General features: G+C 38.6%; 14 protein-coding genes. 11 read left to right on the top strand and 3 right to left on the bottom strand.

What is annotated here, in order from left to right; genetic code table 11:
- Positions 1–101 precede the first annotated feature (101 nt).
- Genes RFH42_RS10000 through RFH42_RS09985 form a run of 4 tightly spaced genes read left to right on the top strand, consistent with a single transcriptional unit; the run spans position 102 to position 4770 of the window.
- Positions 102–326: a hypothetical protein gene (locus RFH42_RS10000; protein WP_308975447.1), complete on the top strand. Its 225-nt coding sequence runs from the start codon at positions 102–104 to the stop codon at positions 324–326.
- 34 nt (positions 327–360) lie between these two features.
- A complete protein-coding gene (locus RFH42_RS09995) occupies positions 361–1086 on the top strand; it encodes a fimbrial biogenesis chaperone (RefSeq protein WP_308975446.1) in 726 nt (241 codons plus the stop codon).
- A gap of 11 nt (positions 1087–1097) precedes the next feature.
- Positions 1098–3635 (top strand): fimbria/pilus outer membrane usher protein, encoded by a 2538-nt coding sequence (locus RFH42_RS09990; RefSeq protein WP_308975445.1) that lies wholly within the window; start codon positions 1098–1100, stop codon positions 3633–3635.
- A gap of 1 nt (position 3636) precedes the next feature.
- A complete protein-coding gene (locus RFH42_RS09985) occupies positions 3637–4770 on the top strand; it encodes a fimbrial protein (RefSeq protein ID WP_308975444.1) in 1134 nt (377 codons plus the stop codon).
- A gap of 309 nt (positions 4771–5079) precedes the next feature.
- On the opposite strand, the gene RFH42_RS09980 is transcribed toward RFH42_RS09985, so the two are convergent.
- Genes RFH42_RS09980 through RFH42_RS09970 form a run of 3 tightly spaced genes read right to left on the bottom strand, consistent with a single transcriptional unit; the run spans position 5080 to position 7419 of the window.
- Positions 5080–5418 carry a DUF3325 domain-containing protein gene (locus tag RFH42_RS09980; RefSeq protein WP_308975443.1) on the bottom strand — a complete coding sequence of 113 codons (339 nt, stop codon included), beginning with the start codon at positions 5416–5418 and terminating at the stop codon, positions 5080–5082.
- Positions 5415–7070: a PepSY-associated TM helix domain-containing protein gene (locus RFH42_RS09975; protein WP_308975442.1), complete on the bottom strand. Its 1656-nt coding sequence runs from the start codon at positions 7068–7070 to the stop codon at positions 5415–5417. Before RFH42_RS09975 ends, RFH42_RS09980 begins: the two co-directional genes overlap by 4 nt.
- A 1-nt stretch (position 7071) precedes the next feature.
- The gene (locus tag RFH42_RS09970) at positions 7072–7419 is read right to left on the bottom strand and encodes a hypothetical protein (RefSeq protein ID WP_308975441.1); all 348 of its coding nucleotides are present in this window, start codon (positions 7417–7419) and stop codon (positions 7072–7074) included.
- A gap of 195 nt (positions 7420–7614) precedes the next feature.
- On the opposite strand from RFH42_RS09970, the gene RFH42_RS09965 reads away from it, so the two are divergent.
- From RFH42_RS09965 to lpdA, 7 genes are all read left to right on the top strand, one after another.
- Positions 7615–8085 (top strand): 6-pyruvoyl trahydropterin synthase family protein, encoded by a 471-nt coding sequence (locus RFH42_RS09965; RefSeq protein ID WP_308975440.1) that lies wholly within the window; start codon positions 7615–7617, stop codon positions 8083–8085.
- 2 nt (positions 8086–8087) lie between these two features.
- Positions 8088–8984 carry a GTP cyclohydrolase I FolE gene (gene folE, locus RFH42_RS09960; protein WP_308975439.1) on the top strand — a complete coding sequence of 299 codons (897 nt, stop codon included), beginning with the start codon at positions 8088–8090 and terminating at the stop codon, positions 8982–8984.
- A 134-nt stretch (positions 8985–9118) separates the two neighbouring features.
- A complete protein-coding gene (locus tag RFH42_RS09955) occupies positions 9119–9856 on the top strand; it encodes an SH3 domain-containing protein (RefSeq protein ID WP_308975438.1) in 738 nt (245 codons plus the stop codon).
- A gap of 530 nt (positions 9857–10386) precedes the next feature.
- Positions 10387–11172, top strand: coding sequence for an SDR family NAD(P)-dependent oxidoreductase (locus RFH42_RS09950; protein ID WP_308975437.1), 786 nt, complete (start codon positions 10387–10389; stop codon positions 11170–11172).
- Positions 11173–11220: 48 nt separating this feature from the next.
- Positions 11221–13404: an alpha-ketoacid dehydrogenase subunit alpha/beta gene (locus RFH42_RS09945; protein WP_308975436.1), complete on the top strand. Its 2184-nt coding sequence runs from the start codon at positions 11221–11223 to the stop codon at positions 13402–13404.
- A 51-nt stretch (positions 13405–13455) separates the two neighbouring features.
- On the top strand, positions 13456–14685 hold the full coding sequence (locus RFH42_RS09940) for a pyruvate dehydrogenase complex dihydrolipoamide acetyltransferase (RefSeq protein WP_308975435.1): 1230 nt from the start codon (positions 13456–13458) through the stop codon (positions 14683–14685).
- A 15-nt stretch (positions 14686–14700) separates the two neighbouring features.
- Positions 14701–16089, top strand: a complete 1389-nt coding sequence (gene lpdA, locus RFH42_RS09935) for a dihydrolipoyl dehydrogenase (protein WP_308975434.1) — start codon at positions 14701–14703, stop codon at positions 16087–16089.
- The last annotated feature ends 78 nt before the right edge of the window (positions 16090–16167 follow it).

Genomic DNA, 16167 nt, shown 5'->3' with positions numbered 1-16167 from the left:
CAACCTTGGTTGAATTATATGGCGGTGATGATTATTTAGATGAAGAACTAATTTCAACCATATAATGCAAATAGCCATATTTATCTACGAATTCAACAGCTTTGATTAACCAAAAGCAACTTGATACTGGTGTGGGAGCAGATAAAAAACCAATTCATCTACAAATTTTAAACTTAGATAAAGCTATTGATTTTAAAAACCCTGAAACTGTGAAACATGACAAAGGTATCATTAAACTTGCATCACAATATTATCAAGCAGTTGATGGTGCAATTGGTGCACAAAATGTACAGGCAGTTGTAGATTATACCTTGATCTATAACTAATAAAAAAAGTCGTGGATTGCATTAGGGGGAGATTATGAGTCGCGTATTGTTGTGGTTTGGTTTTTGTACTTTACTTAGTACATCACTTAATCTTTATGCTGGTGTAACTATACAAGGTACGCGAATCATTGTTCCATCTAATGCAAAAAGTGTTAGTGTTCAATTAAATAATGAATTTGATACACCAGCATTGGTACAAGTATGGCTAGATAAAGGGGATATGAATAGCATTCCAGATGCTGCCGAAATTCCCTTTTTATTAACGCCATCACTTACTCGAGTTGAGGCTCATAGCGGCCAAGTGATACGTGTTTTACCACTGGGTGCACCTCAATTGCCTCAAGATCGAGAAAGTTTATTTATTTTTAATATGTTGGATATTCCACCGGAACTACAGGATGGAACGAATAAACTCAGCTTTAATGTCAGAACTAGACTGAAATTGTTTTATCGACCAGCCACATTGAAAGTGTCTCAAGACAAAAGTTTTACATCGTTAAGCTTTAATTATGATGTAAAAACTCAGGTTATAGAGGTGAGTAATCCAAGCCCATACTATATGAATTTGTCAAAAATTACGCTCAATCCTGAGGTCGAAAATAAAAGTTTTAGTCAAGCGGTGATGGTTGAACCATTTTCAAAAGCGAGTTTTTCTAATATTCAATTTTCGACTAGGCCTAATAATATTAAATACTATGTAATTAATGACTTAGGTGGGGAAAATAGCTATACAACAATTTTAAATAAAACTTCATCTTAAGTGCGGTAGTGATGTTTTACTTATTTCGTTGTACCCCGATTTTTTTAACGCTTAGTTTTTCTATTGCTCATGCTTTGGCTGAAGAGCTGCCACATGATCATCAAGAACAGCTTGCTCAAGCAAAGAGTCAACCAAAGCTTGCATTTAGTACTTCATCACTATATGGCGAGAATAGAGATATTGACCTGAGTGTTTTTAGTATCTCAGATTATGTTGCGCCTGGAATCTATAATGTTAGTTTGTTTGTGAATAATAAAGAGCTAACAGATGTAACAGTAAAATTTGAACACTTGGATGCTTCAGCTTCGGCTGTACTTTGTGTGGATCGGGAACTACTCCAACAACTAGACCTTAAGCCTGAGGTTTTAAAGAAATTAGCAGTTCAAGATTGTTTAAAAATTAAAGATATTAATCCAGATGCATATTATGATTTTAATTTACAGCAGTTGAAGTTAGATGTTTATATTCCCCTAATTGCTGTTGAGCAGAGGCCTAATGGTTATATTAATCCTGAGCGATTTGATTATGGCGTGAGTTCTGCTTTCTTATCTTATAATGCGAATATACATAAAAGTGATGAAAAGACACAAAATTATTTGAATCTCAACGGAGGTTTAAATTTAGGAGGATGGTATTTTCGACATAATGGTTATTTTGAATCCGCTAAAGATGGTGGTCTTGGGCATTATCGTTCTAGTCAAAATACATTATATCGAGATATTGATCAGCTTCGTTCAAGATTAAGTGTCGGTGAGTTTTATAGTAGAAACATCTTTGGTGAAAGTCTGGCCTTGGTTGGTGGACAACTTTCTTCAGATGACAATATGCTGCCGTGGAGTATGCGTAACTATTCACCAGTCATTCAAGGTGTTGCCAATACAAATGCTTTGGTAAAAGTATTTCAAAACGGGCAGAAAATCTATGAGAAGTCTGTTCCTGCAGGTGTTTTTGAATTAACAGATTTATCAAGCTCATCAAATGGTGAGCTCACTGTTGAGATTATTGAAAATGGTGGTGAAAAACGAGTATTGCGTTATCCAATGCAACTCAATTTAAATTTATTAAAGAGAGGGTTACTGCAGTATAACTTGGCTTATGGCCGATATAAGATTGCAGATGAAATTACGAATAATAATGTACTTCAGGGCACCATAAATTATGGTGTAAATAATAATGTGACTGCTGGTGGTGCTGTCACTTTTTCTGATATATATAAAAACTACTTAGCATCATTAAGTTTTAATAGTTATATCGGTGGTATTAATACCAGTGTTGATTATAGTCGGACTAAACTTTTTAATCAGGAAAAGACAGGGCTACGCTATCAAGTTAAATACAATTATTTTTGGTTGGAAAACAATATTAATGTAAATTTCAATATGTCCCATCAGTCTAGGGACTATCAAACTGCTAATAGTGTTTTATCTGCTGCTAATTTTGATAAGCTGAATAGTAATGAATATTATAATTTTTGGAGTAATAATGATCTAAAGAACCAATATGGCTTGTCTGTGAGTAAGTCATTTGGGAATTCAGGTTGGGGTGCTTTACAAGCAAGTATTTATAGAAATGAATACTGGATGGATAACCATAGTTATAATCAATATACCATGAATTATAGTAATCGCTGGGGTAAAGTAAATTATAATTTGGGAATTAGTCGTAGCCAAGACCGTTTATACGATCAGGAAAATAATACCTATTATGCCAGTGTTTCTGTTCCTTTAGACTGGCGTAAACGTAACATCTATATTAATAGTGGTGTTCAACGAAGTGAGTCAGATTATAGTCAGAATAATAATTTTAACTTTAGCCTAAGTGGTACAGCAGGCGATGACAATAACATCAACTATGGGGTCGGGATTAACCGAAATGAATATGCCGGTGACAGTAATACTGCATATAACGGTAATATTAATTATCTACATCCATTTGTAAATCTGGGTGCAATGATTCAGCATGATAATAATAATGACCAATATTCATTTTCAGCCAGTGGTGGTTTAGTTGGGCATCGTTATGGGATTACAGCAACCAATAATTTAAGTGATACTTATACCATTGTTCATGTGGATCAGGGGCATTCAGCGGGGGTAAACAATGCTTGGGGAGTGCGTTTAGATCGTTTTGGTAATGCAATTTACAGTAATAACTCACCATATAGCCAAAATGTGATTCAGGTAGATCCAGATCAGATGCCTGCAAATATGACTTTACAATCAAACCAAGCAACGGTAATACCAAGACAATACAGTTCAACCTTAGTTCACTTTGCTGCGAATGAGAGCTCAATGTATGTTCTGCGTATTCACAGTGATTACGGGCAGTTGCCTATGGGGGCTGAGGTTTACAATGAACAACGTCAGCTCATTGGACGTCTAGCACAGTCAAATCAAGTGTTATTGGATCAGTTTAATCCCAATAAAGATAAACAACTCACTGTGAGTTGGGGTAAAGCCAATCAATCTAATATTTGTCAAATACAGATGCCAGAACTTAAAGTGAATAAAGGTGGTTCTCTACAAATTATAGCTGTGGAATGTAAATAAAATGAAATTTATCCATCTCTTATGTTTCATGAGTCTATCTGCAATCAGTAGCTTCAGTTATGCAAAATGTTCACCAGCCATGTCAAATGTGGCTTTTGGTTTGGGTGGAAACGATCTCATTATTAATAAAATGACAGGTAGCAATGGACGACAAATTGCTAAAGACGCTCGTCCTTCGCCTGATCGTTATGCTACAGTGTTTTCCAGCTGTGACACTGGTTCGAAAAGGACGACAAACTCTTTCTTTGTGATGGGGAGTGGGAGTAGTTTAAACCCTTCAGATAAACAAACATTTGCTACTGCAAGTGGCCCCCGAGAATTTTTAGCAGTCAATCAAACTGCATTTAACGAACTGCCTGCAGGTGCAGTTGCGCCTAAAGTGTATATTTCATTTGCTGTATACGATCCTAAACCTGAGAACGCTGGCCCAGTTGCTGTAATTACAGATCCGAGCAAGGAATACCCTATTTTAAAAGGCAATGGCGTGAATACCTCGAGCATTGGCTTAGTGCTGGAAAAAGTATATTTATATATTATACCCTATGAAAACTCGATTCCTGGGAACTATAAAATTAACAACTTAAATATAGGTCAATTTTTTACTCGAACATATAGTTCGACGGGTGTTTTGGAAGACATATCAGTACCAGTCAGTGTCAATATTGCACCTGCATTGAGTTTTCAAATTAAACAATCGACCTGTACCTTAGATCAAAAAAATTATGCTATTAATTTAAAACCTGTCGTGGTGCAAGAGCTGAGTAATGTAAATCAGGTTGCTAAATTAGAAAATAAAAATATTATTTTAAACTGTCCAGATGAGAGTAGTGGTATTGGATTTAATGCAACTTTGACCGATAACGATGTTAATGCCCAAGCCAATGAAGAGGGAGTATTAAAAAATAATATCGCTAAAGAAAATGGAGGTTCAAATGTGAGTATTGTGATACAAGGGAATGATGGAAAGGCATTGCCCATTAGTAGTCGCAATAATGCCAAAGTGTTCCAATTTGGTTCTTTGAACACAAGTAAGCAAATCATATTTCCAATTAAAGTTGGATATAAGGCGACAATCCAGCCTGCTACACCTGGTATCGTAAAGGCCACTGCGCATATTAATATTGATTATAATTGATTAATATTTTGTATAGATCTGTGGCTTTAACTTCTAAATTCTATGCATAGTTTGATCATGAGGGATATTGAATAGTTGTATCTGAAAAAGTTTGTTTTCGATCTTGTTTGCTTGCTAGTTATTCAATATTTTAGGTACGAATTTAGATTTAATCAGTTGTAAATTATAGTGTCGAATATTTTATCTATTTAATTTCAGCGATGAATCATTCACAAAGGCTAAAATTAAGGCAAATGCTCAGGTCTTATGGCCAAATTATGTTTATATTATATATTGACCAGTATCGGTGATACTGGTCAATTTTTTGAGTTAGAAAATAAAATAAAGACCCGTTGTAATGATGAGCAAGCTGAGCAAACAGAGGGTTATTTTAAATAAATGAGTAAAATAACTGAGCATCATTAGAATAAAAAAAGCAGAAAATGTCATAGCACCAACCCAATAACTGATGCCATTAGCAATATGGTAATGTGCAATACAGAGACTCAGAGCGAGTACGAGACATAAGTATCCACCGCACTGAACCAGTCGAGTAAGTGAAGGGCGCAGCGCTTGACTTAGAAGTTGTTTTTGGTGTTTTTCCATAGCCAGTGCCAATGCTAAAAAGCCTAAGCTTAAAATGGACCAAATAAGAAGAAAGAAAATCATATTTGTTTCTCCTGCATATTTTTATTCACTTTAACTTTGTTCGCTTTTAAACCTTGATGATTTTTAACTTTATAAAAACAGAACATAAATAAGAGTGCCAATACCCACATAGCGAGATCGAAACTTGCAATAACCCATTGATCATTTTCAATCGCATTCCAAAGTGCTTGGCCTCCAGTGCTAAAGTTAATAATAGGTAATAATGCAAAGGCAATGCAGGCAAACAGAAGCTGCTCTAACCATGCCTGTTTATGTGGACGTAATGCAGCGTGAATTAAACTGATGAGCCAAAAAATAAAGAAAACGCGTATTTCTAAAAGCGTTCGGTCTGATACATTGACAGGAATAAAGCGGTTGGCATAAAAATAAGCAGCACAAGCGAGGGGTAAACCAATAACAGCAGCAATATTCATGACCTCAACAAGACGAAACCCGAATGATTTTTTATTTTGTTTGAGTTGTTGGGGAGCACGTTTTACACACCACAAAATCAAACCTGTAGCGACCATAAGTGTGCCAACAATACCGGAAAAGAATAATAGCCAACGAAATGCGAGGTCTAAGCCCCGTGCTTCATGTAATACCGTGACAGTATTATAAATTGCTGTCGGAATGGGAGGCGTCTTGAATGTTATCGAATCTTGAAAGACAGCTCCTGTCACACCATTAAATTCGAGACTCGGGTATATACCGCGGTAGGCAACACTTTTAGCATGCAAAGCCTGTATTTCAATTTTGGCTTGATCTGTATTGGGGGCAGTAATTTGAATACTCGCAACTGGATTGTTATCCCAAGCTTTTTGTGCATAAGTTACAAGCGGAGGGAGAGCGGTTAATGTTGCACTGTTATATTGAGTATTCTGTGAGTGTTTAGGAGGTCTAGAGGTTTTTTCAGTATTGGTTGTTGTTGTGTTGACAAGATTTTGGCGTTGTTCTTGTAAAAAATCTTGGCGGTTATCATAGATTTGGTTAATTCCCCACGGCATAAAGGTAAACAGTAATAATAATAGGCCACTAAAAGTAATCATAATATGAAAAGGTAAGGCTAAGATTGCACTTGCATTATGTGCATCTAACCATGAGCGTTGTCCTTTTCCTGGACGAAATGTAAAGAAGTCTTTGAAGATCTTCTTATGTGTAATCACACCACTAATAATTGCAACCAGCATGAGCATGGTGGCTAAACCAACAATCCAACGGGCAGCAATACGATCTAGACCATAAAGTTCAAAATGGAAACGGTAGAGAAAGCCTCCACCTCGTGTTTCACGTGCTTCAAGAACCTGACCAGTGGTGCTATCGAGGGTGATACGTGTGCCACCTCGTCGAGCATTAGGATCTTCATCTACTGTGCGTACAGTTACCAGTGTCGTATTTTGTCTGGTATTGGGCAGTTGAATTCTCCAACTACCCGCATCAGGATGGTGTTGTTGTAAATAGTTGATTGCAACTTGAGCTTGTTGTTGTTGGCTTTTTGGGGGGATCGATTGATGGAGCTCAGGCTTCATCCAAACGCTAATTTCAGATTGAAAAAAACTCAGTGTTCCTGTGACAAATATTGCATAAAGTAGCCAACCCAAAATAAGACTAGACCAAGTATGCAACCATGACATCGACTGGCGTGGTCCCTCAACTTTTCCATCTATACGCATGTCAATTTTCCAGAACTTTAACTAAGACAAATAAAATAAGTGCAGGGAGAATCACGCCTACACTTGCTTTTAGTGTTTTATTGACCATGAATACCCAAATGAAAGTACAAGCATGCAAGGTAAATGCGATTAATGTTGCACTCATTGCAGCGGATGTCCGATACTCCATAAATAGTTCGGCAATGACCATGGCACTATACATTGCGATGATATATCCACCGACAACTGCTAAAAGAAAACGCCAAGCAACATCAATACGATAAGTCAGAGGTGTAGTCAGTTGTTTAACTTTCTTTCTCTTGGTGGTTGAGGAGAGATGATCGGCATGAGAATTTAAGATGCTATCCATAGGTATGTGAAATGTTAAATATTGTTGCTAATGATAACTATTATTATTTGTATTTCAAGTTAGATGTTAGTTTGAACGATAGTTTTAATTTAACTTATTGAAAAAATTAAAGATTCATTAATGTGGGGAATCATTGCTTTGAAAATAAAAGCTAAATTACTAAAATGGTATCAGATCGATAGGGAAGAGCACTGAATGAGTAATGACATCAAACAAAAATATTTATCTACTAAGACCTTCGGGCATGATTTAGGAATTAGTTGTGCTTTTCGTCAATGGCGAGCTGTGCATAGCCATTGTTCTAAAATTCATGGTTACGCATTGAGTTTTCACTTTGTTTTTGAAGCAGAACAGTTGGATCAGCGCAATTGGGTTATGGATTTTGGTGGTTTTAAGGCATTAAAAGACAAAGTAGTAGAGTGCTTTGATCACAAATTGGTTGTTGCTGAAGATGACCCAATGCTGGATGAGTTAAAAAAACTTGATCAATTAGGCGTTGCAGATGTCGTGGTACTTCCAGCAGTAGGTTGTGAAATGTTTGCGCATTATGTTTATGAGATGGCTAAAGATGTTTTACATGCTGAACTAGCAGATGGACGAGTCTGTTTAAAATCAGTTGAAGTACGCGAGCATGGTGCAAATTCAGCGAGTTATGTGGGTATTTAACAGTGAAAAAAATCATTGAGCAAAGTGAATTCCACTCAATTTTAACCACATTAGCTGAGCATTTAAAAGCAAAGTGGCCAAGTACAACTATTGCTATTTATCCTATTCATTCACGTTTAGCAGCTGTGATTCAGATGTTACTACTGATGGATTGCAAAGTCGTGGTTGCTACAAACATTGAGCAGGCTGATGTAATTTTGAGTTTTCAAGAAAATCAAGCTGAACCAAATGGCTTAACCATTAAACTGGCAGAACTGCATCAATTGCCTGTTATTGCATTAGATGTTTCAGAGAGCAGTTTATTGCCTTGGGAGTCTACGTCTGACAGTTTTGTTGAGTTGGTTGCACCAGTAATCTCTAACTTACTTGAAGTCATTGCTGATGATCCTGAGCGTGAAGGCTTGGTCGATACGCCACTTCGTGTTGCTAAGGCTTGGAAAACATGGATTTCAGGGTATCAACAAGATCCTGCGGAAATTTTAAAGGTTTTTGAGGATGGCGCGGAAGGCTGTGATGAAATGGTTATTGTTAAAGATATTCCCATTTATTCCAAGTGTGAACATCATTTAGCTGATATTTTTGGTACAGCAACCATTGCTTATATTCCAGATGGTCGAGTTGTGGGGCTGAGTAAACTCAGCAGATTAGCAGATTTGTATGCACGTCGTTTACAAGTACAAGAACGAATGACCAATCAAATTGCGGATGCTTTAGCAACTCATTTAGGTGCAAAAGGTGTTGCTGTATTAATTCGTGCTCGCCATATGTGTATGGAATCAAGAGGTTTGTGTCAACAAGGTCATCATACTGTGACCATTGCTGTACGTGGTGTGTTATTAACAGATCTTAAGGCGCGAGCAGAGTTTATGCATCTGGCCAATAGTCTGACTACAGCTTAAGCAGAACTATCCCCATAACGATCAGGCATTGTTACATGTGAACATTACTTTAGTATTGTTTTTGAGCTTGTCGTTTAAATGGGGATTCATTTTATACTTATCATCGATAATACCTCGATGGGTGGAGATAGCACGTGTTTGGTTTTCACAAAAAAGATTTAATTAAAATGATCACCTTTGTCACTGTTGTTTTTAGTCCACACATCTATGCAGATTTTGGCTTAATTCAGGACAAAGACGGTGAGGTGAATATTCGGGATTATGCTTCATTAAAAGCAAATGTAGTGGGGAAGCTTAAAAATAATCAACTGGTTGATTGTCTGTCAGATAATGAAGATGCCAATTTTTGTTTGATTTCTACTGCTAACCATGATGATGGTTATGTCTATAAAAATAGAATTAATTTTTTTAAAGCCTACCATCGGTTAAAACTTACAGCATATGAGGCGAATCAAGTTACCTTTTCAAATGCTGAAATGACCGTTCAGATTAATGCTATGCCTAGAGAATCCAATGATCGGTTATTTAAAGCAGATGCCAATGGTTATTATCGGTACTATAAAAATAAAACGTTCTTAGGTACAGATGGTGAGATACCCAACAAAAATTTTTCTCAACTTCAACGCATTGATATTTCATATCGATCTCAAAAGACCACATTGGCTGTAAATCAAATGGGGCAGTATTTTTTTCAAGCCCAATTTTCAGATTTAACTAAAAGTGATTTAGCTGACTTTGAAATTTATTATTTAAATGATGATATCTATTTGGTTAATCATTTTAATTACAGTGGCGCTGCCGCTTATAATTTAATGTTCCATTTACGAAAGGGGCAGTTGGTTGAGCATCAAGCCTGGAAAATCAGTCTTTGATTTTAAGGCTGCATTTGATGCAGCTTTTGAGGGATTGATGATTACTCACAAGGGTGATTTAGCTTAATAAAAAGGCAATTTAAAGTTAATTTTACGATTTAAATTGTCTTTTAAATCTATTTGATCACGCATTTTCTAAAAAAATAAACAATATTTTATTCCATGATTAAGTTTAAAGACTAGCCCTAAAGTCATTGTTATTTATTACTTTTCAATTTTAAAACCTGCTCTGTTTACCGTTAAATTTCTACCAAGAATCAACTTTGAAATAGAATTTGGAAAAATGTTATTGTAATACTGTATTACGGTAATGTAGTATTATTATAAATCGAATGCTCTACTCTGCAAAATTGGCTGTTATGTGTTATGGATTTCAGCACAGAAATGTTAGCAACTCAGGTTGTGGTACCAAGATTGAGTAAGGGTCTAAATATGGATGAGTTGAATAGGCTGCAATGAAAGATCTTTGCATTAGGAATGTAAAAGCCACTCTGTAAACTAATTTTTACTGATATTTAAGGATATTTCTCATGAAAAAACATCAACACCAAACTCAATATGCAGGTATTGCAGGAAAAACAGTCATTGTCACAGGTGCAGCAGCTGGGATTGGCTTTTGTCTCTCTAAAGCTTTTGCTGAGCAAGGTGCTCAAGTGTTTATGATTGACCTTAACCAAGATGCTTTAAATGAAGCGCTACAGGCTTTGCAAGATTATACAGTACAGGGTTATGCCGCGAATGTGACTGATGATGAGGCTGTGAGTGCTGCTTTTGAAGCATGTAAAAATAGTTTTGGTTTTGTTGATGTCTTATTTAATAACGCTGGTATCTCGCTGAATAAACCCTCTTTGGATATCACGATGCCTGAGTGGCGTCGCTGCGTAGATATTAACCTCACTAGTCTATTTTTATGTTCACAACAAGCTGCTAAGCAAATGCAGCAACAAGGGGGCGGCGTCATTATTAACACCGCTTCAATTTGGGGATTAAGCACGTCAGCTGAACGTACTGCATATTGCACAACCAAAGCAGGTGTTGTGTCGATGACAAAATGTTTGGCTGCTGAGTGGGGAGCACTCGGAATTCGTGTTCTGGCGATTGGGCCAGGTTATACCCGTACAGCATTGGTAGAAAAATTACAGCAACAAAATACTTTAGATGTGGCCGATCTTGAACGTCGGACACCTTTGGGTCGTTTGGCTGAGCCTGAGGAAATTGCTGAGTTAGCACTATTTCTTGCTTCAGATGCCGCCAAGTTTATGACCGGACAAACTTATTTAATTGATGGTGGCTGGGAGGCCAATGGATTTCAGTAAATCCGTGCATGCACTCAACATCAAGCTACATTACAAAGGATAGACCGAATGTCAAATCAAATTAATCTTCATCCAGAAAGCCCTTGGATTGAATTGCAAAGTACGCAAGAAGATTGGAACCAAGCAGATCCAGCATTGCTCGAAAGTATGTTGACACAATTGCATATTATTCGTGCATTTGAAGAATCTGTGTTGGAGCTTGCGGGTGAAGGTTTAGTTCATGGCCCAGCACACTCAAGTATTGGTCAAGAAGGTGGGGCAGTCGGCTCAATTATTTCTTTAACTGCGGCGGATCAGGTGAATGGTTCACATCGTGGTCATCACCAGTTCTTAGCAAAAGCTTTAACTTATTTACGTCCTAACGGGATGAAAGCAGTGGAAGCCTTTGGTTCAGATGTACAAGATGTATTGCAACGTACTTTGGCAGAAATTTTGGGTCTTGCTCAAGGTTTTTGTAAAGGTCGTGGCGGTTCAATGCACTTACAGTGGATTGAAGCCGGTGCTTTAGGAACCAATGCGATTGTTGGTGGCGGTGCGCCAATGGCTGCTGGTGCTGCTTGGGCACATCGACATGCTCAAACAGATGCGATTGCAATTACTTATTTTGGTGATGGTGCGGTCAACATTGGTTCTGTGCTTGAAACCATGAATTTGGCTGCAGCTTGGAAGTTGCCAATTTGCTTCTTTATTGAAAATAACCGTTATGCAGTATCAACTTCAGTTGAAGAAGCAACTGCTGAAACACGTTTATCTTCACGTGGTGCGGCATTTAATATTCCAAGTTGGAAAGTTGATGGCATGGACCCATTGGCTGTGCATTTGACCATGCAGCAAGCATTGCAGCATATGCGTGAAGGTAAAGGACCAACCATCGTTGAAGCCGATGTTTATCGTTTCTTCCATCAAAATGGTCCTTATCCTGGTAGTGCCTTTGGTTATCGTAGTAAAGATGAAGAACAAGCATGGAAGGTGCGTGATCCGATTGTAATGCTTGAAAATCAAATGATTGAACGTGGTTTAATTGATGCCGATCAAGTCACTGCATTACGTCGCCAGTGTCAAGATGTTATGGCACAAGCTGTTGCTGAGTTGACTGAAGCTGCCGAAAAGGGCAAGCGCCGTATTCGTCCAGAGCTTTGGCCTGCTAAAGACTTTGTTGATGTTGGTATTCGTGGTGATCTCTCTGAGATAGCTGGTGCTGAAACACAAGAGGAAGCGACCTTTACTCAAGCTTTGGTCAAAGCAAAATTTATTGATGCTGTTGCAAATGTAATGAATCGTCGTATGGAAACCGATGATTCAATCATGGTAATGGGTGAAGATATTCATCGTCTCAAAGGGGGAACCAATGGGGCGACAAAGGGACTAAAAGAGCGTTTCCCTGAGCGTACTTTGGGTACACCAATCAGCGAAAATGCTTTTATGGGCCTTGGTGGTGGGATTGCTGTTGATGGGCGTTTTAAACCTGTCGTGGAATTTATGTATCCAGATTTTATGTGGGTAGCAGCCGATCAGGTCTTTAACCAAATTGGTAAAGCACGTCATATGTTTGGTGGTCAGAGTGATGTGCCTTTAGTTTTAAGAACGAAAATTGCGATGGGTACAGGGTATGGTTCACAACACTCAATGGACCCAGCAGGAATTTTTGTGACAAACCCAGGTTGGCGCATTGTTGCGGCATCAACACCTTTTGATTATATCGGTTTGATGAACTTTGCTTTGGCTTGTAATGATCCTGTTCTAGTGATTGAACATGTAGATTTATATAGTAAAAGCGGTCTAATCCCTGAAAGTAATTTGGATTACCAAATACCATTTGGTCAAGCAGCGATTCGTCGTGAAGGTAAGGCAGTAACAATTTTAACTTACCTTTCTATGGTGAATCATAGTTTAGAAGCTGTTGAACAAACAGGTGTCGATGCTGAGGTGATTGATCTACGTTTCCTTGATCGTGCAAGTTTGGATTGGAACACGATCGAAGCCAGTATTCGCAAAACCAATAATGTGTTGATTGTGGAACAAGGTAATCAGGGAACTTCTTATGGTGGTTGGTTATCAGATGAATTACAGCGTCGTTGTTTCGACTGGTTAGATCAACCAATTCAACGTGTACATGGTACAGAAGGTGCACCAAGTATTTCTAAGGTACTTGAACGTGCTGCGGCTGCACGTACTGAAGAAGTAGTTGAAGGTCTACAACGTGTTATGCGTGATAAAGGTGAAGCGATTTAATCGCTTCCATTCACTCATCCGATATTAAAAATTTTAGTCAAAGGTCGCACCATGTCTAAGTTACTCCATATGCCAGAAGTATTGGCAAATACAACGCATGCCACAATTAATAAATGGTTGGTTGCCGAAGGTGATCAAATCGTTATCGGTCAATGTATTGCAGAAGTTGAAACCGATAAAGCTGTGGTTGAAATGATCGCAGAAGAAGAAGGCTTAATTAGTAAGTTAATTGCACAAGAAGGTGAAGAAGTTGAAGTTGGTGCAGCAATTGCCCAGCTCAATGGTGATGGTCAGATCGATCTCACGCCGTCTCCAGCTGTTGAGCAGACTGTTGATTCAGCAGTTGTTGCTCAAGTTGCAACTCAGAAAGCTGTAACAGACGAAACAGTACATAGTCAGACAGTTGAACGTATTTTCGCGTCACCTTTAGCAAAACGTCTCGCACAACAAAACCAATTGGACTTGGCCGAATTAAATGGCAGTGGTCCTCGTGGCCGTATTGTCAAACGTGATATTGAACTGGCATTAGAACAAGCTATTGCTCAGGTTGCGGCTTCTGAGGCAAGTACTACAGCGACAGCAACTCCAGTGGCTACGGCTGTTGAATATGAAGAAGTTGCGTTAAGTAATATGCGTAAGACGATTGCACGACGCTTAACTGAGAGTAAATCGACAGTGCCGCATTTTTACTTAAATGTGCAGTGTCATGTCGATGCTTTATTAAATATTCGTCAGCAAATCAATGCGGTTGCCAAAGAAAAAATCTCAGTGAATGACATGATTATTAAAGCTGTTGCTTTAGCTTCTGCTCAAGTGCCTGAGATGAATGCATGTTGGGCTGAAACCGCAATTCATCAGTATCATCATGTTGATATTAGTGTTGCTGTGGCAACGGAGAAAGGTTTATTCACCCCTGTTATTCGTCAAGTAGAAAATAAATCATTGTCTACGATTCATCGTGAAGTTGCAGAATTAGCAGAACTTGCACGTGAAGGAAAACTACGACCAGAGCAGTATCAAGGCGGTACATTTAGTATTAGTAACCTTGGTATGTTTGGTGTGTCAGATTTTAACGCCATCATTAATCCACCACAGGCAGGTATTTTGGCTGTAGGTGCCATTAAGAAACAGCCAATCGTAGTGAATGACGAAGTTCAAGTAGGTTCCGTATTACGCTGTAGTTTGTCTGCCGATCATCGTGTGATTGATGGTGCTGTTGCTGCGACTTGGTTGGCTGCATTCCAGCAGCATATCGAAGATCCATTGAAATTGTTGATCTAATCCGAGGTAGTGATCATGAGTAAACAACAATTTGACTTGGTGGTTGTCGGTGGTGGTCCAGGTGGATATGTTGCAGCCATTCGTGCTAGTCAACTGGGCATGAAAACTGCAGTAGTAGAGCGTGCTGAATTGGGTGGGATTTGTCTAAACTGGGGATGCTTACCAACCAAAGCTTTATTGCGTAGCGCTGATGTTTTGCGTTTAGTTAAAAATGCCGATGTTTTTGGTATTGATGTTGCGCAACCAAAAATAAAACTCGATAAAGTAGTTCAACGTTCACGAGATGTTTCAGCAAAACTTCAACGTGGAGTTGCTGGGTTGTTGAAGAAAAACAAGGTTACTGTTTTTCAAGGTGAGGCAAAATTATTAGGTCAAGGTCAACTGAGTGTGCAGGCGAAAAGCACTGAGACGTTAACAGCAAAGCATATTATTTTAGCTACTGGCGCACGTGCGCGAGCGATTGAAAATATGCCTGTTGATGGGCAACATTTCTGGAGCTATAGAGAAGCGTTGTTACCTAAGGCAATTCCTAAACGCATGGTGGTGATCGGAGCAGGTGCCATTGGTATTGAGTTTGCCTGTTTCTATCGTGCTATGGGAGCAGAAGTGACTGTAGTGGAAATGGCAGAGCGTATCTTGGTGCAAGAAGATGCTGAGATTTCTACCACGGTAAGTAAGTCACTGCAAAAAGATGGTATTCAAATTTATACCGACGCAAAAGTGGCAAGCCATCAGCTTAAAAATGGCGAGGTTGTTTTAAATATTGAAGCTAAGCAACCCGTTCAATTAATCGCTGATGTGGTGCTGTTAGCGGTAGGAATTAGTGCCAACACTGAAAATCTCGGTTTAGAGCAGACCAAAATTGAACTGAATCGCGGTCATATTGTGACTGATGAATATTGTCGTACCAGTGAAAAGAACATCTATGCCATTGGTGATGTTGCAGGCCCACCATGGTTGGCACATAAGGCTAGCCATGAAGGGGTGTTGTGTGTCGAAAAAATCATGGGCTTAGATGTACATCCATTAGACCGCAATAAAGTCCCAGCTTGTACCTATAGCCATCCACAAGTTGCAAGTGTTGGGTATAGCGAAAAACAAGCACAGGCTTTAGGTAAAAAAATCCGCGTAGGGAAATTCCCATTCGTTGCTAATGGTAAAGCATTGGCCATGGAGAGTAGTGAAGGTTTTGTCAAAGTTGTATTTGATGAACAAAGTGGTGAATTGCTGGGTGCACACATGGTAGGTGAAGAAGTGACTGAAATGATTAATGGTTATGCCATCGCTCAGACACTTGAAACCACTGAACAGGAATTGATGCAAACCATTTTACCGCATCCGACCATGTCGGAAGCAATGCATGAGGCAGTACTGGCGGCTTATCAACGCGCATTACATCAATAGTTTTGGAAATCTGAAATCTAAAATTTAGATGGCTGACAGAACGGAATGTAATGCTTGAGCAGGGATGCTCTAGTTTAA

The organism is Acinetobacter rudis, from assembly GCF_031157835.1.
Classification (GTDB): Bacteria; Pseudomonadota; Gammaproteobacteria; order Pseudomonadales; family Moraxellaceae; genus Acinetobacter; species Acinetobacter rudis_A.
This window is presented reverse-complemented; position numbering and strand designations above follow the sequence as displayed.

Excerpts from the sequence above, each read along its gene's own strand:
- RFH42_RS09995 (WP_308975446.1), top strand. The coding sequence starts at position 361 with ATGAGTCGCGTATTGTTGTGGTTTGGTTTTTGTACTTTACTTAGTACA.
- RFH42_RS09990 (WP_308975445.1), top strand. The coding sequence starts at position 1,098 with ATGTTTTACTTATTTCGTTGTACCCCGATTTTTTTAACGCTTAGTTTT.
- RFH42_RS09985 (WP_308975444.1), top strand. The coding sequence starts at position 3,637 with ATGAAATTTATCCATCTCTTATGTTTCATGAGTCTATCTGCAATCAGT.
- RFH42_RS09980 (WP_308975443.1), bottom strand. The coding sequence starts at position 5,418 with ATGATTTTCTTTCTTCTTATTTGGTCCATTTTAAGCTTAGGCTTTTTA.
- RFH42_RS09975 (WP_308975442.1), bottom strand. The coding sequence starts at position 7,070 with ATGCGTATAGATGGAAAAGTTGAGGGACCACGCCAGTCGATGTCATGG.
- RFH42_RS09970 (WP_308975441.1), bottom strand. The coding sequence starts at position 7,419 with ATGGATAGCATCTTAAATTCTCATGCCGATCATCTCTCCTCAACCACC.
- RFH42_RS09965 (WP_308975440.1), top strand. The coding sequence starts at position 7,615 with ATGAGTAATGACATCAAACAAAAATATTTATCTACTAAGACCTTCGGG.
- RFH42_RS09950 (WP_308975437.1), top strand. The coding sequence starts at position 10,387 with ATGAAAAAACATCAACACCAAACTCAATATGCAGGTATTGCAGGAAAA.
- RFH42_RS09945 (WP_308975436.1), top strand. The coding sequence starts at position 11,221 with ATGTCAAATCAAATTAATCTTCATCCAGAAAGCCCTTGGATTGAATTG.
- RFH42_RS09940 (WP_308975435.1), top strand. The coding sequence starts at position 13,456 with ATGTCTAAGTTACTCCATATGCCAGAAGTATTGGCAAATACAACGCAT.
- lpdA (WP_308975434.1), top strand. The coding sequence starts at position 14,701 with ATGAGTAAACAACAATTTGACTTGGTGGTTGTCGGTGGTGGTCCAGGT.